This window comes from Thiomonas intermedia, assembly GCF_002028405.1.
GTDB lineage: Bacteria > Pseudomonadota > Gammaproteobacteria > Burkholderiales > Burkholderiaceae_C > Thiomonas > Thiomonas intermedia.
This window is the reverse complement of record NZ_CP020046.1, coordinates 1,587,762-1,610,862: the sequence shown is the minus strand read 5'-3', so window position 1 is coordinate 1,610,862 and position 23,101 is coordinate 1,587,762. Positions and strand designations below refer to the sequence as shown.

Below are 23,101 nucleotides of genomic sequence, written 5' to 3'. Positions count from 1 at the left end.
TCGGCTACCGGCACCCCGATTCCGCTTGCACTTGCCCTCAAGCGCTGAATGCCCGGGATATGGATGACGCGCTTTTCGACGCGGATGAGCCCAGCCTCGCTGAGTTGGTGCAGGACTCGCGAGAAGTGCTCTTCGGTGAGATTCAGCCTGGATGCTATTGTGCCCTTGCTACTGGGAAGGCGCAGCGACACCGGGCCGGCTCTCATGGATGCGCTCAAGTGTTGTCGCCAACGCGAGATGGAGCAGACAAAGCAGCATGTTCCGCTCGGGCCGTTACCAGCCTTGATTGCCATAACCCATTCATCTGGCGAGTTATTCACGGCGGCCGCGTATTCACGGCTTCGCTCAGCAGCGCGGTTAGAGCAACGTCAGTGGCAACATCTTCTGGTGACAAATGTGCCCGATCTGACCCCCGCCGATGTCGTCGGGCGCTACAAGTGTCACTTTTCACCACATATAGGCCAATCGGTTTTCGGCACATAGGAGCCACCGCGTTTTCGGCGTATACGAGCCAGTGCGTTTTCGGCACATACAGGCCAGTTGATTTTCGGCCTATAGGAGCCAGCCAAGGGGTTTGACGGGCATCTCGAACGCGTCACAAGCGCCGTTACCTTCTGAGCTTTTTGCTCAGGGGCAACGGATGGGGCGCAGAAAGATCGAGATGCATGAATACCGAAACGTTTTAATTCGACTGCGTGCGGGTGATGGCGACCGCGAGATAGCGCGCCTGGGGCTCATGGGCCGCGTCAAGGTGGCCAACTTTCGCCAGCACGCTCAGAGCCTGGGCTGGCTGGATCCGGATCGGCCGCCGCCTGACGCCCAAACGATTGCGCAGAGTCTGAGCGCGGTGGCCAGGCGCCCCGTCAGCACGATCTCCAAAGCCCAGCCCTGGCGTGAGCTCATTGCGCGCTGGATGGACGCGGGCGTTGAGGGCGTGGCCATCCATGCCGCGCTGGTACGCGATCACCAATTCAAGGGCAGCTACTCCTCCGTCTACCGCCTCATGCGCGACATCAGCCGGGCGCAGCCGCGCACGGATGTCACCGTGCGGCTGAACTTCAAACCCGGCGAGGCTGCTCAGGTCGACTTCGGTGCTGGCCCGTTTCTGCTGCACCCGGATGGCCTTCGCCGGCGCACATGGGCCTTTGTCATGACCCTGTGCCACAGCCGCCACCAGTATGTGGAATTCGTCTGGGACCAGACAGTGGCGACGTGGCTGGGCTGCCACCGCCGCGCCTTTGAGTGGTTTGCCGGCGTGCCCGAGCGCGTCATCATCGACAACGCCAAGTGCGCCATCATCAAGGCCTGTCGGTTTGATCCCCACGTGCAACGCTCCTATGCAGAGTGCGCTGAAGGGTATGACTTCAAGATTGACCCCTGTCCGCCACACGACCCGCAGAAGAAAGGGATCGTGGAGTCAGGCGTCAAATACGTCAAACGCAACTTCCTGCCCACCCGCGAATTCCGTGATCTGGCCGACCTCAATGCCCAAGTACGGGCCTGGGTATTACAGGAAGCCGGGCAGCGCATTCACGGCACCACCCGCCAACAACCCCTGGATTTGTTTGCGCTGGAGCGAGCCCTGCTCAAGCCATTGCCCGCCCAGGCCCCGGACTTGGGCGTGTGGCAGCGGGTGACGCTGCACCGCGATTGCCACGTCAAGTTTGACAACGCCCTGTATTCCGCGCCCTTTGGGCTGGTGGGCAAGCAGTTGTGGCTGCGTGCCAACGATGGTTGTGTTGCCCTCTATGAAGACTACCGATTGGTGGCCACCCACCCGCGCGGGACGCGTCCTGGCCAACGCGTCACGACGCCAGACCACTTGCCACCCAAGGCGCAACTGTTCTTCGCGCGCGACCGCCAATGGCTCCATGAGCAAGCGCTGCAAATCGGGCCGTACTGCCAGCAGATCATTGACTGCCTGCTGGGCGACCGGATTGTGGAGCGGCTGCGTGCAGCACAGGGCGTTGTTGGCCTGGCCAGGACCTACGGCGCCCAACGTCTGGAGCTTGCCTGCCAGCGTGCCATGGCCCACAACAGCCCGTATTACCGCACCGTCAAGACCATCCTGAGCAGCAATGCCGACCGTCTGCCGATGCCCGAGATCAGTGTCGCGCCCGCCTATGCCAAGGCCCGGTTCGTACGCGATGCCGCCAGCCTATTCACCCCCAATGCCCACAACCCGCAGCAGGACCTCCTGCATTAACCCCCCAAGGAGCAACTCACCCATGATCCCCATTCCCGAACTGGTTCCACACCTCAAGCAATTGCGCTTGTCCGGCATCCTGGATTCTCTGGAGGCCAGGAACCGCCAAGCCATTGAATCCAAACTCGCCTATACGGAATTCCTGGCCCTGCTGATGGGCGATGAAGTGGCCCGCCGCGACCAGAACCGCTTCAGCACCCGCATCCGCCGGGCTCAGTTTCGGTCGAGCAAGACCCTGGAGCAGTTTGATTTCGAGCGGCTCCCCCAACTCAACCGCGCACTGGTGCACGACCTGGCCACCGGACGCTATTTGCGGGAATGCTCACCTGTGTTGATCGTCGGACCCAGTGGAACTGGCAAAAGCCACCTGGCACAGGCCTTGGGCCACTGCGCCATCCGCCAAGGCGTTGATGTGCTCTTCACCAGTTGCTCGGCCCTCACGCAGTCCCTGCACGCCGCGCGTGCGACCAATGCCTACGAACGCAAACTGCAGGCGCTCAGCCGTATTCCCCTGCTCATCATCGATGACTTCGGACTCAAGCCCCTGCGCGCACCGGCCGACGAGGATCTGCATGAACTCATCGCCGAGCGCTACGAACGAACGACCACCATCGTCACCAGCAATTTGGACTTCACCGAGTGGGATCAGGCCTTCCCAGGCAACCCCTTGTTGGCCTCCGCCACGCTCGACCGCCTGCGCCACAACGCCTATTGCCTCGTGCTCGATGGCCAGTCTTACCGCACGCCACGCCAGATGCCCAACGCAATGCCAACCAAAACCCAGAGATCCAATCAACCAAAAGACATCAAATAAAGGCAAAATCCACAACCGAATGATGCCCGTTTGAGACCCTCCGGCTGGTCTCTATGTGCCGAAAATGGCTGGCTCCTTTATGCCGAAAAGTGACAACAAGTCTCTGGCCGACATCGAGCGGGGCTTTCGGGCCCTCAAGTCGGAGATCGAGATCGGCCCGATGTTCCACCGCTTGCCTGAGCGCATTCGCGCCCATGCCGCCATCTGCTTCATGGCCTTAATGCTGCACCGCGTCATGCGCACGCGACTGCAGGCCAGCGCCACCCGCCTGTCCCCCGAGTGCGCCTTGGACAATCTGCGCCGCATTCAACATCACCAGGTCACGCTCGGTGTCGCGCAACCCGCTGCGGGCCTGTTCACGATCCGCCAGGAGCACACCGACATCTTGTCGGCACTCACCATCAAAAAACCGACACTCAACACTCAACTGACCCTCTTGTAGTGGAGCGATTCCAAATTCACACATGAGAAATCAATCATTTGCGCCGCGAACTGTTGAACCCGGGCCTACGACGGCCACACCCTGAGCGAGCAACTGGAGCGGGCCACGATCCTGATGCAGGACAGCAGGTCAAAGCCGGCGACCGCGTTCGTTGACCTGGGCTATCGGGGCGTGGATGCTGGCAACCCGGATGTGCATATCGTGCACCGGGGCAAATCCAAACGCATCAGCAGCAAGGACAGAAATCAACTCAAGCGGCGCCAGGCCATCGAGCCCATCATCGGCCACCTCAAGAGCGATCACCGCATGGACCGTTGTCCCCTCAAGGGTGAGCAGGGCGACCGGTTGCACGCCGTGCTGTGCGCGGCAGGCTACAACATCAAATGGCTGCTGCGCATGATCGCCAGGAAGGGGGTGCCCTTTGTGAGTCGGCTTTATTTGCGCCTGTGTCAGGCTGCGCACTTACGCCCGAACTGGCATCCGATGCTGCGCGAACTCGCCTGCTATGCGCTCAACGGCCCAGCGCTGCGACTGGCCGCCCCTTGAAGATGAATAAATCAGGGCCGACACCTTAAAGTTCACGGATAATTCGTGCCGTGTCTATAGGTAGAGAAGCGGTCTCAACTGGTAGATCGACACCACCCAGATCAAGGCCGATAGCCCGGCGATCTCGGCGAGATCAGCGACCTGCAGGGGTCGCCTTTGCGATGCGAAGGACCACAGCAAAAGCGTGCACCTCAGGATTTCTGCGATCGCTAGAAACATGAGAATTGCCCACAGGGCTCCCTGAACGGAGGTGCCTTCGCTCCCTCGGCCCTTGGCGTACCTACTTTAGGTGACTTGACCCAACGAGGCGCGAATCAAGATTGACAATGTCATAACGTAGGAGGCGGCATCAAGCGCCTGAAGCATCCCCCCGGAGTGCCCGCGCTGATTGCCGTCACCCGCACGCAATGCTCCCGCCGCGGGGACTGGTTTGGCGCGTGCAAAGCTGCGCGGCGCCGCATTGGTCACCGTCACCCAGTCCATTTGAAGTTCCTTCAACCACGCGTTGCGCTGGATGATCGCGCTGCCGGCGCCACGAGCGTTGGGCGTGTGATGCCACTGCAGCGCATCAAGCAGCAACGGAGCGCCCAAAGAATGCAAACGGCCTACCGCGCTCAGCCATAGCTGAGCTTCTTCGATGTCGGTGAAGACGATTGCGTGGTCGTCTGTGTCATGCCTTGCCCAGTGCACGGTCAGCACCCTCTCGACCGCCACCGGCTCCTCACTGTGCCATGCGCGCCAGGCAGCCAGGAATGACTGCGCATCGCGCTCCAACGCCCTGGGCTTAAGCAGTCGATGTTTTCGAGGCCGATCCAGCGCCAGGGCCCCGACGCGGATCGTCCCGTCGACGTAGCCCGATGTCGCCCGCCTCGCAGGGCTCGGGCCGCGCAAGGATGACCAGCGTCGAGTTTGCTCTGCGATGGCCCGACACACGGTCGGTCCGGCAAAGCGAAGGGCCTCGGGCGCTTTCGGATTATTCCGCAACGCGTGGATCAGGCGCAGTGCCTCGACAATGTTGCCCAAGCGCTTGGACGCTGCGTTCTCCGCCGCCACCGCTGACCGGCGGCCAGCCTTCTGGAGTGACTCGACTGGCCACGGACACGACAGCGGGAAACGCTGCGAGAGCTTGGGCACGAGGCGCGCGATCAACACCGACGCGAGCGTTTGAGGTGTAGCGCTGCCTGCGGCGGATTTGAGGCTGTGGCGCAGCACATCAATGCTGGACGGCCTAGTCTTCCCCAGCCAGGCCAGCGTCATTGAGGGGATACGCAGAGCCATGGCTTCCCGGCGTGTTGCATGGCCGAGCAACATGTCCAGAACGTGCACATAGCTGCCGAGCGTGGTTTGGGGTGTGACATGCCCCAGAAGGGCACTGGTCGCCCAAACCAGCGGTCTCAGCGATTGCCCGGCTCCGACAAGAGCGCGGTGACGCAAAGATGCGATGTCTCGACTCAGCCCTTCTGGGTCGAGCAGATGCGATGCCCGCGGGACAGCCGCCTCGATCAAGTCACAAAGCGTGCGGTTCGCGGCGCTGTGCCGGAGGTGATGAAATCGAATCGCGCCTTCTCCGCATATCTGTCGCAACACATCCTGGACCGGACCAAGCAACGACTCTTCGGGCAGGCGTGCCGCCGGATCGCTGGCCTGAGGAAGCAGCAGGACCAGGTCGCGCGCAATGGGCGAGGCTTGCGCCATGCGCTCGCTGGCGTCGGCTTGCGCGTACAGCAGCCCGAGCTCATCCTCGGTACAAAGGCTTTTGAGCTGCAGCACGCGACGGCCGCTATCGCGTTTGAGCGCGCGTCCCGCATGGCTGCGCACGAATAGCAAAGGCTCCACGCGACCCTGAAAGTCGATCAGGCGCAGGCCTCGAATTTCCGTGCGCCGCAGCCCGCATCGGTAGCCGAGGATTGCGGCGACTTCACATTCGCGGGATACAGCCTGCGCTCGCAACTCCTGCATCACATCTTGAAACTCCCGTTCGGTCACAACTTGGGCATCGACAACGCTACCCTCATCCCTGCCGAGGTCAGCCTCGGGATGCTCCCAGCACCGCACGCTGCGCACATGGGCGTCGAGCATAGCCAGCGCGGTGCGGATGTTGCCGCGGCTGCTCTGCGGTGCACACTGAATGATGGCCTCGATCGAATCGTTCCAGATCGATGGATCGTCGGGAAGAGTCGAGCCCAGCACGGCGTCAAGCCTACGGTCAACTCGGGTAAGCAACTCGCGCGCGGAACTCAGGCGATTGCCTGTTCGACCACTCGGGCGCATCAGCGCAATCATCCAGTCGCACAGGATCCAGTCGAGTTTTCGGGAGTCGCTTAATTGTTTCCGATAGCGCCTCAGAGCGGCGAGGACAACGCCCGCACGCCGGTTGTCGCCAAGCATCAGTGCGCGGACTTCGCCGTTGCGTCCGGCCGGCTGCGCGCGAGCACCTTGGCCTGGGGCACGTCCTCGTTTGCCCTTGCCATCTGCGACGAAGCTGGCGGGCGATTCTTCGCCATCCTCGGCACGTTCGGCTGGTTGCGGTGCGAGCCTCTTTCCAAGAAGCACCCGCCAGCACGCATGTGGAGGCAGTGATGCGGTACTGATCTTCCCATGCGCGTAGTGCGCCAGAGCCGGCGGCAAGACGTAGTGCCATTTGGCCTGCGCCGCGCCTAGGAAGTCCGACCAACAGCGCACGCCAAACGCCTCACTGCCGAGCCTCGCTCTCAGGGTGCGCCAGACCCTGAGCGACAACCTAAGCGAGGGAGACTCTCGATCTTTTGGCGTTGCCTCCACAGAGTTGTCGGGCCCGCTGACGCGATCGTCCAACCAACGCAAGATCAAAAGGGTCGTGTATGGATCGAACACATGGCGCTGCCAGTTGCCTGGTGCGTCCTGCCATTCCACCCAGGCCCACTGCCCGTCAGCAGTGACACGCACGGACCCCGCACGCAACTGTTCGTCGACAGCGTTGATGCGCTTTCGATCAATCAGCGCCGAATGCCAGATCGCACTAATAATGATCATCTCCTGCGTCGCCGGGGCCGCAGACTGCGCGCATTGGCCCCAGGACGCGAGGATGGCCTGCTCAATGTCAGTTGACTTTGTCAGCCCGACGAAGGTGTCTGCGTTGAGCTGAGGCGACGGCAATCGCAACGTGAGAACGTGCGGGGGCACCTTCACATGCCAGCCGCACTGCAGCCGCCCACGTTCGAGGCCTCGGACAAGATAGTTCGTCGCCCATCGCCTATCTGACCCCCTATAGACCAGGTCAATCTTCGCGCGCAGCGCCTTGACATGTTGCGCGTCTACGGTAAGGCCCATCTGCCCCTCGAGCCAGGAACGATGTCCCCCATCTTCGATCCATGCACGCACCGTGCTTTGCACGTCAACGCGCCGGGTTTCGCTGGCCTCTCGCCGGCGCCGAATGTCTGAGGCTGCCCCTGAAACAGCAATGGGATCGATGTCGAAACCACCCCAAGCGGACCCTGTCATGCCCAGCCTCTTAGCGCGCTGAAACCCGCCTCGCACACGAGTTTTTCCAACGTTGGGCGCAAGGTCTCGGTCACCACCCGCGCAGGCAGAGCGCTATACCGTCCCCACGGCTCAGCGCCTCGCTGCCAGTGCCCCATGAAAGCTTCGATCATCTCGCCTGGCACGCCCTCCTGTGCGAGGCGCGTCCGCAGCCAGTGGCGACTTGAATTCAGCGGCAGACCGTAGCCCGTTAGAAGCTTGAATTGCTGCCGCATCTCCGCAGTGGGGCGCTCGATCACCTGGACATGCGAGCCCTTGCGCAAAAGGTAGAACAACACCGGAGGCAGGCTATCGCATGAGTGTGAGAGCAACTTCGCCCAAGTCGCGCGCCAGTGCTTCGCGTAAAGCTGGAGCTGCCGGGAAAGGGTGGGGCAAAGCGGCGCGATTCGTGTGGCCGTGCTGGCCACATCATCCTTGTCGCTCAGCAGCACGACCATGTTCTTCGTGTCGATGCGCTCCCAATTGGGCAACGGTTGTCCCACGTCACGCATCCCAAGGGCAAAACGAAGCATCGCATGCACATACTGCGTGTAGGCGTTGTGCAATTTCAAGCGGGCATCGCTGGCCATCGGCATGCCCCGTTGCAAATCCAGTTCCTTCCGCAGTGACCGAACCATGCGATGGATCACTTCGAGTCGGGGCACAACCCGTGCACCAACGACTGTGGTCACCGCTTTACCGATCTGCGCCCGGATTTCTCTGTCCTCGGCGATGGCATAGGGAATGGGGAGCGCCGCCCGACTCAATTCGGCCAACCTCTGCCGCTGTTCAGCGCGAAGCCATTGCGCGGCCTCGTCTGCACTGACGCAGAGGTAATGCAAACCGGTGTCGGCAAGTTGATGCGGCCTCCCCGTCAACAAACTGGCGAGTGCATGGTCGCGACGGTGCTCAACGATGCATCTGAACATCCACGTCTCGACCATCGCCAAGGTGAGGCGACCGTGCTCCTGCTTTGCGTGCTCGCGTACCCAACTCCGCGATGCTTCGATCAAGGTCTTCGTCGGCGTGGCGAACGCCATGGCCGCTCGAACCCGCTCAGACGAAGCCAGGGAAGCCGCATTGGGCAAGACGACGAGAAAGTCACCGAGGAGCTCATCCACATCGAGCGTGATACGGTCAACGGTTGGCAAGGCCTGGCCAAGGTCGATGCCGCGATGCTTGGGTTGGCCGACTGGACGCAGCACCGAGGCGGCCAGATCGCGGGTATCGATGGCCCACATCAACAGGCCTGCCGACCACTGCTCGGGCGCCTTTTCACGCCGGTTGATGATCTGCATCCTTGCGACCTCCTGAACCGGCCTGCCCGTCCACAATGTCACGGCCAGCAGTGCTCTGATTTCCCGTTCCTGATCGTCAGGGCTTGCTGTCGGCCGAAGCTTCAGAGTCGCCCACAGCGCTGCGATCTCAACGTCAGCCGGGCGTATCCAGTCGCAGGCGAGCAGCTGGGCGGCCCGTTCGCGCCGCCCAATCAGACTCCGGGCTCGAATGACCTGCTCCGCGAGACTCCGCTCCAATGGCTCTAACTCGATCCCTGCAGGGCTCGCCTCGGCATCCCAGTCCTCCCCATACTCAGTCCACTCGATGTACTCCTCCGCCGTGTCGAACTCACCCGGGGTCAGCCCATCCCGTTCGAGATCGTCCTTGGTGCTGGTGTGGAGGCGGAGCTCCCGCTGCACGTCAATGCGATCCGTCGGCAGCGCCTGCTGCAGCTCGATGACGACGACGTGGTCTTCGGGCGCGCCATTGGGAGGCCGCTCGGCGATCAGGCCGCGAGCTCTTAGAACTGGCTCGACCAGGCGTCGCAGTTCTGCATGGCGTACACCCTCGTCCGCGACACTGCGGTACTGTGCTTCGCTCCCGCGAATGCCGTCAATCAGGCCAGATAACGACATGCTCCACGATTCGGGGATCGCTGCACTTTCGAGCATTTGCCGTGCAGCCTTGGCTCCGGCATACAGGGGAGTCGCGCCATCGTCAGCCCCGTGCTGCATGACACTGCGCACCTTCGCAAACAAGACAATGGCAGCCAGGGCGGGCCGCATGGTCTTGGCTTTGGCATCGCGTGCTTCAAAATGCCGCCATGTCCCGATCAGGGTATACAAGGGATACCCTGACATCACCCCGCGGAACGGTTGCTTGGGGCGCCGAGGCGATGGACGGACTTCAGCCAGTTCCAGCTCTGCTGGGAGGTTGCGAAGGACAGGGGCAATTTCTTCGAGGCCACTTCTCAGCGCATCGAATTTCGCGTTGTCAACAACGTCGAACAAGTCCGGCTTGTCCGCTGCAAGATCGCGCATGACTGGCAACAGATCGCGCAGGCCCTCGAGGACCAGTGGCAACGCTTGTGCCGATGCGGGCGGCTCAATCCATTCCAGCAATGCATTGACGTCCGCATCGTGGCCACACAACCGGGACAACCGCTCGATCGCGCCCGTGGCTCGGCTCGCGGGTTCTGTCTCAGGCGTCTGCACCATCGTCGCTGCTGTCTACATCGCTGCGCTGTTTCCGTAGGCCCTGGGTCGTCACACCCAATACGCGGGCCAATGCCGTAAAAGTCCGCAGCTGCGGTGTGAGTTCGTCGATAAGGCCCAGTGTCTTTGCTTGCCCATGAAGAGCGGTCAATTCACGGCCGATCCTCCGCTTGGGTGCAACACTGGCGGCCAAGAGCCATCGCTCGGCGAGGGCCAACCGAGCGATGTCATCGTCGTCGAGTTTGCTGGATATGACGAGCGCCGGAACTTCTTCGATGAGCGGTTCGAGCACGGAACAAGCGGCGCGTGATCGATCTTTGCCCGCGTTGGGTGTAGAAATCTGCTGGGTGGCGACGCACTCTTGATCACTGAGGCGGCTGGACTCGATCGACTCAAGCCGCATCCTGGCCGCATGCCACGGCTGAAGGGCTTGCCACGTGTTCAACCCACCAATGACAACGAAGCCCTTGCTCACCCTCTTTCCGGCCTGCTGCAAGATCAGGGGATGCAGATGCAATAGAAGGCTGATTCCATCTGTGGTCAATGCCAGCACATCATCCTCTGTACCAGGATAGCCGGCGGCCACGTCGTTTGGAATCGCCTGGTGGAGACCCCGAATTGCGCTGAGTCTGACGATCTCCCATCGAAAGCGACGCGCGCCGAGTTTGATCGCACTGCCTCTTTCGTGGCTTTGCGGTTGCATGACTAGTACAACATCCCTTAAATAGAGTTACAGCTCAGGATCAAGGTATGGCGCCAGCATGGCGACCACGATCTCGGCGGTTTGGTGCAGGTTGCCGGAGGCGGGCAGTGGCTCCCAACGCCCTGAATGGGTTCGAAAGGCAGCCACGTAGTGGTCGCGCCCTGTCTCGGTCAATCGGGCGACGGTGTCGAGGGATTCGTCGCGCTGCATCTGGATGAGCAGATGCTTGCCATAGCGGCGCACTCGGGCGGCGGCGTGCCCGGTCAACTGGGCGAGCAAGCCCTGCAATTCACTGGCGGGGTCGGGGACGAGGGGTGCGGTCATGGCGAGAGCAATGGACGTGATGCCTAGGCTCCCCAGTTTGCAACTCGAAGCCTGCAAACGTCCAGCGGAACGGTCGCGGATCGAGGTTGCGCTGGGCAATGAAGTCCTCGGTGCGCTCGCGCAGATGGTGCACCGAGATGTGGCTGGCACGGCGCAGCACCCGGCGGGCGTAGATGCCGAACAGCAACTCGATCTGGTTGACCCAACTGGCATGCAGCGGGGTGTAGTGAAAGACGAAGCGTCCGCCGTGTCGGGCATTGAACGCCTGCCACACGCCCCAGGCGCGATGGGTATTGAGGTTGTCCCAGATGACATGCACGGGCCCGCTGGGATATGCGCGCGCGACGTCTTCCATGAAAGCCACGAGGTCGGCCTGGGTGCGGCGATCGGTACAGCGCCCCAGCACACGGCCGGTATGCACGTCCAGCGCCGCGGTCAGCGCCTGTGTACCGTGGCGGATGTATTCGAATTCGTGGCGGCGCAGTCGCCCGGGTTGCGCGTGGCGATCCGCATGCTTGCGCTCGATGGCCTGGATGCCGGTCTTCTCATCGACGCTCAGCACCACGCTGCCCTTGGGCGCGCGCCGGTACAGCGCGCAAATCGCGTTGACCTTCTCGCGGAATTGCGGGTCGGGCGAATGCAACCATTGCCGAACGCGGTGCGGCCGCACGTCGCCAGCCTGCAAAATGCGCTGCAAGTGGCTACGGCTGATGTGCTTGACCACGCCTCGCTCCACTGCGCGCACGCACAACTCATCCAGCGTCGGCAGCGTCCCGGCGCGATCCTCGCCGGTCTCGCACGCTAGCGCCAGCAGTTGCAAACGCTGCGCCGGGTCAATCTGTCGAGGTCGGCCCGGGCGCAGCCCCTCGTGCAGGCCTTCCACACCCGATTGCGCAAGCCGCTCTCGCCAGCGCATCACGGTCGGCCGCGACACCTGCAACGTCGATGCGATCGACGAGATCGTGTGTCCATCGTGGAGCAGCAACGCGATCCGCGCTCGCAGCGCGTCGCGCTGCGGCGCCGTACCCCGACGCAGCGTATCTCGCAGCTTCGCCTGATCCTTCCTCGACAACTTGATGACTGATGCCACGCGCTCACGACTCATGGCCAAACAGTCTACTTCATGCCCCTCTCTATGTAACGGTATTTCAGGGATGTTGTACTAGGAGCCGAGAGTGAAGGTCATCGGAGATGTGACGGCGCTAGAACATCACAAGGGTTCAGCGCCTTCGTTGAGGATGTCCAGATAGTGCGTGTAGCCGAACACGCGCTCGCGCTTGCGACCAGTCACTTCGCGAACGATGCCAAGAGTTTCAAGGGACTCAACGGCCCGAGCGACGGTGGGATAGGCCGCACCCGTGCGCTCGACGATGGTGCCGATGCTGCTCAGGGGTCGTGCACGCAACGCGTCGAACACACGTAACGCGCTCGCAGCGGCCCGACCGAGGTCCTGCACACGAGCAGCATCGTCTCGGAACAGAGCCAGCAGCCGGTGCGCGGTCTCGACGGCTTGGCCAGCGGTCTGTGCCACCCCATCCAGGAAGAAGTCGAGCCACGACTCCCAGTCGCCGGACGTGCGTACGAGGCCCAGCAAGCGGTAATACTCCTCGCGATGCTGCTTGAAAAACAGCGACAGGTACAGCAGCGGCTGTCGCAGGACGTTCGACTCGAACAGAATCAAGGCGATCAGCAGACGTCCAACCCGCCCGTTGCCGTCGAGAAAGGGGTGGATGGTTTCGAACTGCACATGCGCCAATGCCGCCCGTACCAGCGTAGGCAAGCCGTCGTCCTCGGCGTGCAGGAAGGCCTCGAGCTGGGCCATGCATGCTTCGACGAAGTTGGGTGGCGGGGGCACAAACAGCGCATTGCCTGGCCGGGTCCCGCCGATCCAGTTCTGGCTGCGACGGAATTCGCCGGGCTGCTTATCCGCCCCTCGGCCGCGCGCCAGCAGTTTCTCATGCACCTCGCGGATCAACCGATTGGACAGCGGAAAGCCACCGCGAAGGCGCGTCAGGCCATGCTCGAGTGCAGCGACATAGTTGGAAACCTCGACCACGTCGTCCAGAGGGACACCCGGCACATCCTCCAGCTCGAACAGCAGCAGGTCGGACAGCGACGACTGTGTTCCTTCGATCTGGCTGGAGAGCACGGCCTCGCGGCGCACATAGGTGTATAGGAAGAGGTCCGGATCAGGCAACATCGCCGCGATGCCGTCAAGCCGGCCGCAGGCCAGCAGCGAGGCTTCGAGTCGCTTCTGTCGCTGCCCGGTCAGATCCAGCGGCGGGACCGGCGGCAACGGTGTCGGGATGAAGGCGTGTACGACCTCGCCCGCGGTGCTTGCGACCTCAAATTGTCCCGTCTCTCCGCGCTGCATGGTTATTCTCACGAGTGAACATAGCCACGTCCACTATTAACGTTTGGCCACGATAGTGATGATAAAGCTCTGCGCACAGTGAAGCCCTCAGCGCCGGACCATCGGCTGTATCTCTTCCAGGAATCAGGCGTAAAGCCCTGCCATATATCGAAGACCACAGCACTGGCAGGCTCCGCGTCGACAACGACACCGAAGGTCAAACATGTGAACTTTTGATTTATGCTAATCTTAACCAAATAGCGGCATTGATCGGCATAATGCACCGCAGTGCGGCGTCAAGGACGCCCATGCAGCGCAGCAGAGACTTCACTAACCTATTGTTTATAGACGATTTATGCCGAAAAACGCCAAATGCACGCACCCGGCATCATCACTCTCATAACCCGAAGGTCGTAGGTTCAAATCCTGCCCCCGCAACCAAAGTTAGTTCACAAACGCCGGCCAGCCCGGCGTTTGTCATTTCTGCGATCAGCTCGTCGCCATCCGGGACCAGCCGAATTTCGCCAACGATGGCGCGAATGGCCTCTCTGGCGGCAGCGACGTCGTCAATCTGTTCGAGCTTGGAAACCATCTCGTGATGGATTTCCCGAGCCCGCGGAATCATCTCGACAGGCTCCATCCTCTCGGCCTCCTGCTGGCGAGCCTTGGCGGCATTCACCTTGGCCTCGGCGTCTCGCAGGGCTGTGAGCGTCGTCGGCGTTACGACACCCTGCCTGATCGCGTTCATGATGTTCTCGACCTCTCTCGAGGCGCGTGCGATGTCGCGCTCGAAGTCACGAGCCTCTGGCTGTCCTTCAGCCAGAAGGCGACGGACTCCATCCTCGAAGACCTTGAACGCCTCATCGGAAAGCAGGTCTTGCTTAATGCCTTGTAGGAGTAGTTTCTCCACACGCTCCCGGGGTACTTTGAGCGCATTCGAGCAGGCCGCACGCCCCCGATCACGATGCATCGCGCATCCGTAGCGGTATCGATCGACGACGATGTAGGCGCCACCGCAGCTTCCGCAGCGCATCAAACCGGAAAACAGGTACCTCGGACCGCGTCCGCCGCTACCCTTGCCGCCGTTCGCAGTTCGCTGCGTTTTCGTGCGCGCCCTTACGGCGTGAATTCGCTTCTCTACCGCCCACCAGAGCTCGTCGCTCACGATCTGAAGGTCCGGTGAAGCCACGGTGATCCATTCGTTTTCGGGGCGGGCCCTCCTGCGGCGGCGACCAGTTGCCGGGTCTTTGACCCACTTGGTTCTATTCCAGATGGGCTTGCCGACATAGATGGGGTTACCGAGGATGCCAACGCCCTTGGCGTCGGGGTAGATCGCGTTGGGCGCCCACTTTCCATTCTTGCGCGGGGAAGGGACGACAAGACGATTGAGTTCAGCGGCTATGGTCCGCGAACTGTCGCCTGAAGCATAGCGCTCGAATATCCACCGTACCCATTCGGCCTGTTCGGCGTTGACCACGCGACGCTTGCCGTCGGTCGCCGCGACTGAGCTGTAGCCGTAAGGCAGCCCCCCGGTGTTGTAGCCGTCAAGTGCTTGTCCCGTCAGACCCCGGTGGGTCTTCTTGGCGAGATCGACCAAGTAGACGTGATTCAGGACACCACGGATACCAGTATCGAGGATCGATCCCTCCCGGGACGTGTCGACACCATCGGTTACGCCGATGAGACGGACTTCGTAGTAGGCAAGCTCCTGTACCAGCCGAGCCGACTCGGCGATGTCACGTGTCAGACGTGAGTAGTCGTCGACGAGGAGGACATTGAAGTGCCCTGCGGATGCAGCTTGAAGCATGGCTCGGTATCCGGCGCGATCCAGCCTTGCGCCGCTGACCGCCTCGTCTTTGAAGACGATGGGGGCAGGCCAACTCATTCGCCGACAGTAGTCCTCAACATTCCGAATCTGGTCACGGATGGAGGCGGCGCGTTGTGCGTCGCTGGAATAGCGCGCGTAGATAGCGGTTCGAATTTCCATGGTCGATTTAAGGGTACAGCGTCAAGATGGCATTAGGAGTAACACGGTTGAACCGGCGGGCCTGGCCGCGTACCGGGGGCGTCAATTGTCCCGTCGCCGCCCGGCCGGCGAGCAGACGCATGAACTGGACGTTCGACGGACGGTCGCTGGCCGGACCAGGCGTAAGTGCCGACGTGAGTTGCTGCCTTCATGCGGGAGGCGTAACGGCTGACGTCAAGTAATTGCGCACAGCCCGGGCTGCGAGCGCTTTCAAGAGATCGATGTGCGCTGCAGACAGTTGTCGGACGGCCCTCCCGTCGGCTTCTGCAGAATCGAGAACCCGCGGCTTAGGGTCGGCGCATTGCGGCGCGGTGTTTGAGGTCGTGGTTGCATCCATGACCCCCACAGTTCACGGGAGCATTTCAATTCAAAATGGCCTCTTCCGCCCATGCCGGCCCCTCACTGTTCATCGCAGCGCTAGAACAGCCCTGGTGAGGATGTCGGCAGCCCAGCGGCCCGCCCAGCACCCGTCCTGTCGGCCGACCAGGAACGAGGCGGGGCGCTGCTGCCGCAGCGCGGACGCACGCCCCCCACCGCTGCCGCGCCGGGGTTCCCGGCCTCGAGCGCTGTCGCTGTGGCCCCAGGTGGACCATCTCGGGACGCTATGTGCGCTGCACGCGGCAAAGAGCCCCAGCGTTAGCGCTCGCGACCCTGCGCGGGTTGTTCAAACCCGATCCGAACCGCTCAGTTGTTCACGCGACTTGCACGGGGCGTGCAGCACCGGCGAAAAACGCCAGAGCCGATAAAGAATTACGCCGGGGCCGACCTCCCCCTATTTGGACGGGCCGAGATCGCGACATTTTTTGACGCCAGAGAATAGAGCACTATTTTCTGGACGCATCTCGACCAAGTCGACCCACCAGTCGGCGCCAAGGCGGGGCTCTGCTGCAGCAGTGCCCCGCCGGTCAAGCCAGAGGCCGGGCTTTTTTTTCGCCTTGAAAAAGGTTGGCTTCGGAGGCACAGTGGCCGACCACTCGCACATGGTGCGGCGGTGGAACGCCCGCCGGGTTTGCTTGACGCCGCACCCAGGGAGGACTGGCTCGACCTTCCCGCCCCGCCCGAGGGCGAGGACATCGTGTTCGATTACGCCGCGACCGGGATGACGCTGCGGCGGCATCCGCTGGCCTTGCTGCGACCCATGCTCAGCGCGCGGCGGCTGCAGACGGCGGAAGAACTGACGCGAGCACCCCACGGCCGCATCGTGCGCGCCTGCGGCATCGTGACCTTGCGGCAACAGCCGGAAACGGCCAAGGGCACGGCCTTCGTGTCGATGGAGGACGAGACCGGGGTGGTGCAGGTGATTTGCTGGAAGGGCCTGCGGCAGCGGCAGCGCACGGTGCTGCTGAGAGCGAGACTGCTGGCGGTAGCGGGCACCTGGCAGCGCGAAGGCGACACGGCCAGCCTCATCGCCGGGCATCTGGAGGACCTGACGCCGTTGCTCGGACGGCTGGTGACACGGGGGCGGGAATTCCATTGAGCGGGTCGGGCCACTTGAATGCTGTATGCCTGGATGGGCTATCCATGTCGATCCACGGCTCCAGCAAACCAGAAGGCGGCCGGTTCCGAGTGCACGTTGTCGCGAATGTTGGCGCAGGCAATTCCCACCTCGTGCCCTTCGGCAAACAACCCAGTTATCGACGGCGCTGCGTGCTGACAGCGTCACGCCTACATGGGTTTCGCCCCCCCGATTTACGATGTGCCCGCCGCCGCCAATGTGGACCTCTGACGATCCATTGAGCGCAGTCCCAGAAAAATCGAACCCGCACAACCGCAACACATGGCCATCAAGAAGTCCGATCTCTATTCCAAACTCTGGGCCTCGTGCGACGAACTGCGCGGGGGCATGGATGCCAGCCAGTACAAGGACTACGTGCTGGTGATGCTGTTCATCAAATACATCAGCGACAAATACGCCGACCAGCCCTTCGCGCCGATTCAGATCCCCGCGGGCGCGAGCTTCGCCGACATGGTGGCGCTCAAAGGCCGCAGCGACATCGGCGACCAGATCAACAAAAAAATCATCCGCCCGCTGGAAGACGCCAACCGCCTGCGCATCAAGGCCGACTTCAATGACGACGCCTTGCTCGGGCAAGGCAAGGAGAAAGTCGACAAGCTAGGCAACCTGATCGGCATCTTCGAGTCCAAGGACCTGGACTTCAGCCGCCACCGCGCCGACGGTGACGACATCCTGGGCGATGCGTACGAATACCTGATGCGCCACTTCGCCACCGAAAGTGGAAAGAGCAAGGGCCAGTTCTACACACCCGCCGAAGTCAGCCGCGTCATGGCCCAGGTGCTGGGCATTGCCAGCGCCAAGACCAGCCCCGACACCACCGTGTACGACCCCACCTGTGGCTCCGGCTCGCTGCTGCTCAAGGTGGCCGAGGCGGCGCCCACCGCCGTCAGCGTCTACGGCCAGGAAAAGGAAGAAGTCACCAGCGGCCTGGCCCGCATGAACATGATCCTGCACCACAACCCCGGTGCGGTCATCGAACAGGGCAACACCCTGGCCGACCCCAAATTCCTCGATGGCGACCAGCTCAAGACCTTCGACTACGTGGTGGCCAACCCGCCGTTCTCCGACAAGCGCTGGAGCACCGGCCTGGGCGGCGACCGGTTCAAGCGCTTTGAAGGCTTCGGCACCCCGCCCGACAAACAGGGCGACTACGCCTACCTGCTGCACATCGTGCGCTCGCTCAAACCCACCGGCCGGGGCGCCTGCATCCTGCCGCACGGCGTGCTGTTCCGCGGCAATGCCGAGGCCGAGATCCGCAAGAGCCTGGTGCGGCGCGGGCTCATCCAGGCCATCATCGGCCTGCCGGCCAACCTGTTCTACGGCACCGGCATCCCGGCCTGCATCCTCGTCATCGACAAAGCCGGTGCCGCTGCGCGCAAGGGCATCTTCATGATCGACGCCGCCCAGGGCTTCATGAAAGACGGCCCCAAGAACCGCCTGCGCGAGCGCGACCTCCACCGCATCGTCGACACCTTCACCCGGCTGGACGGCAGCGACCCGCGCTATGCCCGCATGGTGGGCCTTCATGAAATCGAGAAGAACGACTTCAACCTCAACCTGCCGCGCTACATCGACAGCAGCACGCCCGAAGACGCGCAGGACATCGACGCGCACCTGAACGGCGGCATCCCCGAGGCCGACGTGCTGGCCCCCGACACGCTGGGCCACACCCTGGGCCGTTATTGGGCCGTCTGCCCGCAGCTCAAAGACGCGCTGTTCCAGCCGCGCCGCCCCGGTTACCTGGCCCTGACCGTGCCCCCCGCCGGCGTCAAGGCCGCCATCCACCAGCACCCCGAGTTCGTGGCCTTCACCCAGACCATGGCCGCCCACTTCGCCGCCTGGCGGGCCGAGGTCACGCCCTACCTCAAAGACCTGGAGCCTGACTTCCACCCCAAGGCATTGATCGCCGAAGTGGCCGAGGGCTTGCTCGACCACTACGAACACCCGCCCAAGGGGTGCCACCTCATCGACCCCTACGCCGCCTACCAGCACCTGATGGACTACTGGGCGCAGACGATGCAGGACGACGCCTACCTGATCAGCGAAGACGGCTGGAAGGCCGAGCCCACCCGCGTGCTGGAGACCAAGAAGAACAAGGACGGCACCCCCGGCAAAACCGTGGACAAAGGCTGGGCCTGCGACCTGGTGCCCAAAGCCCTGCTGGTGCAGCACCACTTTGCCGCCGAACAGGCCGAGCTGGACCGGCTGGCCGCCGAGCTGGAAACCGCCCAGGCCACCATGACCGAGCTGGAAGAAGAACACAGCGGTGACGATGCCGTGTTCAGCGGCTTTGAGAAGATCAACGACAAGGAAGTGAAGGCGCGCATCAAGGAGATCGGCCAGGACGCCGCTGAAGATCCGAACTCTGCCGACGAGCTGGCCGTGCTCAAGCAATGGCTGGCTCTGTCCGAACAGGCCAGCGGCCTGAAGAAGCGCATCAAGGCGCTGGACGCCGCACTCGATGCCCAGGCCCTGGCGCGCTACCCCACGCTGACACCCGACGAGGTGAAGACCCTGGTGGTGGACCACAAGTGGATGGCGGCGCTGGACGCCGCCGTGCACGGCGAGCTGGACCGCGTGAGCCAGGCCCTCACCGGGCGGGTGAAGGAACTGGCCGAGCGCTACGGGCGGACCATGCCGGAACTGGCGCAGCAGGTGGACGACCTGGAGACGCGGGTGGCGGGGCATCTGGCGAAGATGGGGTTTGTATGGAAGTGAGGGAGCCCAGTGCCAAGTACCTGGTGTCGCAGTGCAAGCGAACCGAGGCCGGAGACATCCCGTTTGACTGGATCGACATGCCGATTGGTGCGATAGCCGAAGTGACCTCTGGTGGAACGCCGAGTCGGAAAGTCGCTGCCTTCTGGGATGGCGACATTCCCTGGGTCACAACGGCAGAGCTGGACGGTGGGCAAATCACTGCGGCCTCACAGCACATCACCGCAGCAGGCCTCCAGAACTCGGCTGCGAAATGGTTGGCGCCCGGCACGCTACTGATCGCGCTCTACGGTCAAGGGAAAACTCGCGGAAAGTGCGCTGTCCTGAGAATCGCGGCAACCACCAATCAAGCATGCGCAGCGATAACGCTTGCCAAAGAAGTGGACAGCGACTTTGTTCGCCACAACCTGACTCACCGCTACGAGTACATCCGCAGCCTCAGCAATGGCGGCAGTCAAGAGAACCTCAGTGGACTTATCGTCAAGCAAATTCGCGTTGGGTTGCCCCCGACGCGCACAGAGCAGCACAGTATCGCCAGCGCTCTCACCGACGCCGACGCCCTGATCGACTCGCTGGAGCAACTGCTGACCAAGAAGCGCCAGATCAAGCAAGGCGCCATGCAGGAACTGCTCACCGGCAAGCGGCGGTTGCCGGGGTTCGACCGACCTTGGAAAGAATCAAAGCTGTGCCAACTGGGCACTTTCTTGAAGGGATCGGGCGTTAGGCGCGACGAAGCGCTCAGTGGCGATTTGCCTTGTGTGCGCTACGGCGAGATTTACACCACCCATTCGGACCACATTCGTAGCTTTAGCTCGTGGATTTCGCCTGTGGTGGCTGCCACATCGACTGTGCTGCGCCGAGGCGATCTGCTGTTTGCAGGCTCCGGTGAGACGAAGGAGGAAATCGGTAAGTGCGTGGCCTTCCTCTACAACGAGCCAGCGTACGCAGGCGGCGACATCGTGATCCTTCGCCCGACGGTGGAGGCTGATTCGATGTTCCTGGGCTATCTGCTCAACATGCCTTTTGTGGTGCGCCAGAAAGCCAGCAGAGGTCAGGGAGATGCCGTAGTGCACATCAGCGCCAATGCCCTAGGCGAAATCGAAGTTGAGTTACCGGAGGTGCCAGAGCAAACGACCATCGCCCAAGTCCTCTCCGACATGGACACCGAACTCACCGCCCTCGAATCCCGCCTCACCAAAGCCCGCGCCCTCAAGCAGGCCATGGCCCAGGCCCTGCTGACGGGCAAAATCCGACTGAACTGAAGTAGGCTGTCGAATCATGAAAATCCATCACATCTCGCTACAGAACTTCCGGCGTTACGAGCGGGCTGGTTTTCAGTTTCACCCGCAGTTCACCGTCATGATCGGCAACAACGGTGCGGGCAAGACCACCGTGCTGGACGCCTTGGCCATGCTGCTGAATACCTACTTTCAGGGTGCCAGACTGCCCACCGGTGGCGGGACGATCAAGCCTGCGGACGCCCGGGCGGTGTTCACCCAAAAGGAAGGGCAAGTCTTCAGGGAGCAGATGGATGACGTGGCGCTCGAAGCCACTGTGAAAATCGCCACAGGACCCTTGACTTGGCGCAGGGAGATTGGGGACCGCGGGGGGAAAGCCAAGAATCTGGTGCAACTGGGCGCACAGGGCCGAGCGCTGTTGAAGGCGGGGGAGAGTCCGGATTTGCCTTTGCTGCTGTACTACGGTGCTGGCCGGTTGTGGACGCTGCATGACAACGTGGAGACCAGCCAACCCTCGTCGCAGCTGGATGCCTACCGATATTGCCTGGACCCCAAGTCAGACCAGAAAGCATTTGAGAAGTGGTTCAAGAAGCTGACTTTCACCGCTCTGCAGAAAGGGGAAGCCAGCCCCGCGATCCAGGTGGTCAGAAATGCTGTGTTGGCGTGTATTCCGGGGGCTCAGGACTTCTTCCACGACACGGAGTACGACGAAATCACCATCCGCCTAGAAAAGGAAGGATTGGTCCAATTCAACAGCCTGAGTGACGGATACCGGAACATGGTGGCCATGGTGGCCGATATTGCGCACCGGGCTTCCCGCCTCAATCCGCAACATGGCGAGAACGCCGCGCTGAAGACGCAGGGTGTGGTGCTGATCGACGAGATCGATCTGCATCTGCACCCCAAGTGGCAACGCCACGTGGTGAAAGACCTCCAGCGGGCGTTTCCAGCACTGCAGTTCATTGCCACCACGCACTCCCCGTTCATCTTGCAATCGCTGAACCCGGGTGAAGTGATCGACCTGGATCAGCCCTTGCAGGACATTTCCGACGCTTCGGTGCCTGACGGTGTCGCAGCCCCCGGCCCAGGGGCAGCCTTCAGCAATCGGTCTATTGAGGACATTGTCGAGGGCGTCATGGGCATCAAGATGCCGCAACGAAGCGAGCGTCTGAAAGAAATGCATGAAGCCGCGAAGGCGTATTACGCGGAACTGAACGGACCACGCCCCACAGACGACCAGGCGCTCGAAGCGTTGAAGGTTCGACTGGATGAACTGTCGGCGCCCTTCAGCGAAGAGGTTGCCTATCACGCGTTTCTTGAGATGGAACGTCTGGCTGCTGGTTTGGGGCCGTCACGACCGCTGAAGGGCGACAAGTAATGCGGCCGGTTTTGAGGGGTACGTGCCCGCAGGATCAGAACGGGCAGGAGATCAAATTCAGCGCATACCAGCAAGCCCGTCGCGAGCTGATACAGCGTATGGGGGAGTACTGTTCTTACTGCGAGATGCAGCTGGATGCTTCGCTCGCCGTCGAACATGTCCAACCCAAGAAACCGCCCGGTGCCGCGGCAGCGATCCCAGAGCGAGAGCTTGATTGGGACAACTTCCTGCTGGCCTGTACCAACTGCAATTCCACCAAGGGCGATACAGATGTGGTGCTGAACGACTACCTGTGGCCGGACAGGGACGACACATTCCACGCCTTGCGCTACAGCGAAGGCGGCGTGGTGGAAAGCGTTCCAGGCGCCCTGCAGGTTCGATCTGATCGACTCATCAAGCTGGTCGGGCTGCATGTCCGACCAGATACCTTAGAAGCATCGGACCGGCGCTGGTTAAATCGGCGGGAGGCATGGGATATGGCCGTTCGTGCAAAAGATCGGCTGGCTCGCTGCCCCTTGGACGCTACGCAAGTCATGCGCGCGCAAATCATTGAGACCGCGCAGGCGAAGGGCTTCTGGAGCGTGTGGATGACGGTTTTTGCCGACGATCCAGCGATGCGGGATCTGTTGCTCCAAGCCTTGCCAGGTACGAACACCGGGCTCTTCTAGCTGCCACCTGTCGTGATTTGGCTCAGATGCCGGGATATCTCCCCAGGTTGCGCCATATTTCTGCGCCAAACGGGTGTGGTCGCTCTCTAGGTTGTTGTCTGCATTGAAGATTTTTTGCTTGGATGGTCAATGACTGAGCCAAAACAGCGCCCGCCCGCGCCAGGACTGCCCAAGAATTAAGC

General features: G+C 62.1%; 13 protein-coding genes and 4 pseudogenes. 9 read left to right on the top strand and 8 right to left on the bottom strand.

Features of this window, described 5'->3' with window-relative positions; genetic code table 11:
• Positions 1-92: 92 nt before the first annotated feature.
• Positions 93-206, bottom strand: a pseudogene (locus BVH73_RS16160) (helix-turn-helix domain-containing protein); the annotation flags it as partial.
• A gap of 455 nt (positions 207-661) precedes the next feature.
• Here BVH73_RS16160 and istA point away from each other — a divergent pair.
• The 4 genes and pseudogenes from istA to BVH73_RS07540 all read left to right on the top strand — a co-directional run.
• Positions 662-2,206 (top strand): IS21 family transposase, encoded by a 1,545-nt coding sequence (gene istA, locus BVH73_RS07555; RefSeq protein ID WP_079420231.1) that lies wholly within the window; start codon positions 662-664, stop codon positions 2,204-2,206.
• A 22-nt stretch (positions 2,207-2,228) separates the two neighbouring features.
• On the top strand, positions 2,229-3,020 hold the full coding sequence (gene istB / locus BVH73_RS07550) for an IS21-like element helper ATPase IstB (protein ID WP_079415568.1): 792 nt from the start codon (positions 2,229-2,231) through the stop codon (positions 3,018-3,020).
• A gap of 97 nt (positions 3,021-3,117) precedes the next feature.
• A pseudogene (locus BVH73_RS07545) lies at positions 3,118-3,462 on the top strand (IS1634 family transposase); the annotation flags it as partial.
• Positions 3,463-3,528: 66 nt separating this feature from the next.
• Positions 3,529-4,008: pseudogene (locus tag BVH73_RS07540) on the top strand (transposase); the annotation flags it as partial.
• Positions 4,009-4,293: 285 nt separating this feature from the next.
• Here the strand turns inward: BVH73_RS07540 and BVH73_RS07535 are convergent.
• From BVH73_RS07535 to BVH73_RS07505, 7 genes are all read right to left on the bottom strand, one after another.
• Positions 4,294-7,488, bottom strand: coding sequence for a DNA breaking-rejoining enzyme, catalytic core (locus BVH73_RS07535; protein WP_154048446.1), 3,195 nt, complete (start codon positions 7,486-7,488; stop codon positions 4,294-4,296).
• On the bottom strand, positions 7,485-10,001 hold the full coding sequence (locus BVH73_RS07530; protein ID WP_079417520.1) for a site-specific integrase: 2,517 nt from the start codon (positions 9,999-10,001) through the stop codon (positions 7,485-7,487). The genes BVH73_RS07535 and BVH73_RS07530 overlap by 4 nt, the downstream gene beginning before the upstream one ends.
• Positions 9,985-10,701 carry a hypothetical protein gene (locus tag BVH73_RS07525; RefSeq protein ID WP_051849179.1) on the bottom strand — a complete coding sequence of 239 codons (717 nt, stop codon included), beginning with the start codon at positions 10,699-10,701 and terminating at the stop codon, positions 9,985-9,987. Before BVH73_RS07525 ends, BVH73_RS07530 begins: the two co-directional genes overlap by 17 nt.
• A 27-nt stretch (positions 10,702-10,728) precedes the next feature.
• The gene (locus BVH73_RS07520) at positions 10,729-11,025 is read right to left on the bottom strand and encodes a hypothetical protein (protein ID WP_013105976.1); all 297 of its coding nucleotides are present in this window, start codon (positions 11,023-11,025) and stop codon (positions 10,729-10,731) included.
• A complete protein-coding gene (locus tag BVH73_RS07515) occupies positions 10,991-12,130 on the bottom strand; it encodes an IS630-like element ISThsp15 family transposase (RefSeq protein WP_013105975.1) in 1,140 nt (379 codons plus the stop codon). Before BVH73_RS07515 ends, BVH73_RS07520 begins: the two co-directional genes overlap by 35 nt.
• Before the next feature lie 105 nt (positions 12,131-12,235).
• Positions 12,236-13,399 (bottom strand): Fic family protein, encoded by a 1,164-nt coding sequence (locus BVH73_RS07510; RefSeq protein WP_079417518.1) that lies wholly within the window; start codon positions 13,397-13,399, stop codon positions 12,236-12,238.
• 376 nt (positions 13,400-13,775) lie between these two features.
• Positions 13,776-15,365: a recombinase family protein gene (locus tag BVH73_RS07505; protein WP_079417516.1), complete on the bottom strand. Its 1,590-nt coding sequence runs from the start codon at positions 15,363-15,365 to the stop codon at positions 13,776-13,778.
• 1,024 nt (positions 15,366-16,389) lie between these two features.
• Here BVH73_RS07505 and BVH73_RS07500 point away from each other — a divergent pair.
• The 5 genes and pseudogenes from BVH73_RS07500 to BVH73_RS07480 form a co-directional block, all read left to right on the top strand.
• Positions 16,390-16,881, top strand: a pseudogene (locus BVH73_RS07500) (OB-fold nucleic acid binding domain-containing protein); the annotation flags it as partial.
• Between the two features lie 300 nt (positions 16,882-17,181).
• On the top strand, positions 17,182-19,638 hold the full coding sequence (locus BVH73_RS07495) for a type I restriction-modification system subunit M (RefSeq protein ID WP_079417514.1): 2,457 nt from the start codon (positions 17,182-17,184) through the stop codon (positions 19,636-19,638).
• Positions 19,629-20,897, top strand: coding sequence for a restriction endonuclease subunit S (locus BVH73_RS07490; RefSeq protein WP_079417512.1), 1,269 nt, complete (start codon positions 19,629-19,631; stop codon positions 20,895-20,897). Before BVH73_RS07495 ends, BVH73_RS07490 begins: the two co-directional genes overlap by 10 nt.
• 16 nt (positions 20,898-20,913) lie before the next feature.
• A complete protein-coding gene (locus tag BVH73_RS07485; RefSeq protein WP_079417510.1) occupies positions 20,914-22,251 on the top strand; it encodes an AAA family ATPase in 1,338 nt (445 codons plus the stop codon).
• A 125-nt stretch (positions 22,252-22,376) separates the two neighbouring features.
• Positions 22,377-22,919 (top strand): HNH endonuclease, encoded by a 543-nt coding sequence (locus tag BVH73_RS07480; protein WP_218919055.1) that lies wholly within the window; start codon positions 22,377-22,379, stop codon positions 22,917-22,919.
• The last annotated feature ends 182 nt before the right edge of the window (positions 22,920-23,101 follow it).

What these genes read in the sequence shown, in the direction of transcription:
- istA (WP_079420231.1), top strand. Translation starts at nt 662, where the DNA reads ATGCATGAATACCGAAACGTTTTAATTCGACTGCGTGCGGGTGATGGC.
- istB (WP_079415568.1), top strand. Translation starts at nt 2,229, where the DNA reads ATGATCCCCATTCCCGAACTGGTTCCACACCTCAAGCAATTGCGCTTG.
- BVH73_RS07535 (WP_154048446.1), bottom strand. Translation starts at nt 7,488, where the DNA reads ATGACAGGGTCCGCTTGGGGTGGTTTCGACATCGATCCCATTGCTGTT.
- BVH73_RS07530 (WP_079417520.1), bottom strand. Translation starts at nt 10,001, where the DNA reads ATGGTGCAGACGCCTGAGACAGAACCCGCGAGCCGAGCCACGGGCGCG.
- BVH73_RS07525 (WP_051849179.1), bottom strand. Translation starts at nt 10,701, where the DNA reads ATGCAACCGCAAAGCCACGAAAGAGGCAGTGCGATCAAACTCGGCGCG.
- BVH73_RS07520 (WP_013105976.1), bottom strand. Translation starts at nt 11,025, where the DNA reads ATGACCGCACCCCTCGTCCCCGACCCCGCCAGTGAATTGCAGGGCTTG.
- BVH73_RS07515 (WP_013105975.1), bottom strand. Translation starts at nt 12,130, where the DNA reads ATGAGTCGTGAGCGCGTGGCATCAGTCATCAAGTTGTCGAGGAAGGAT.
- BVH73_RS07510 (WP_079417518.1), bottom strand. Translation starts at nt 13,399, where the DNA reads ATGCAGCGCGGAGAGACGGGACAATTTGAGGTCGCAAGCACCGCGGGC.
- BVH73_RS07505 (WP_079417516.1), bottom strand. Translation starts at nt 15,365, where the DNA reads ATGGAAATTCGAACCGCTATCTACGCGCGCTATTCCAGCGACGCACAA.
- BVH73_RS07495 (WP_079417514.1), top strand. Translation starts at nt 17,182, where the DNA reads ATGGCCATCAAGAAGTCCGATCTCTATTCCAAACTCTGGGCCTCGTGC.
- BVH73_RS07490 (WP_079417512.1), top strand. Translation starts at nt 19,629, where the DNA reads ATGGAAGTGAGGGAGCCCAGTGCCAAGTACCTGGTGTCGCAGTGCAAG.
- BVH73_RS07485 (WP_079417510.1), top strand. Translation starts at nt 20,914, where the DNA reads ATGAAAATCCATCACATCTCGCTACAGAACTTCCGGCGTTACGAGCGG.
- BVH73_RS07480 (WP_218919055.1), top strand. Translation starts at nt 22,377, where the DNA reads ATGCAGCTGGATGCTTCGCTCGCCGTCGAACATGTCCAACCCAAGAAA.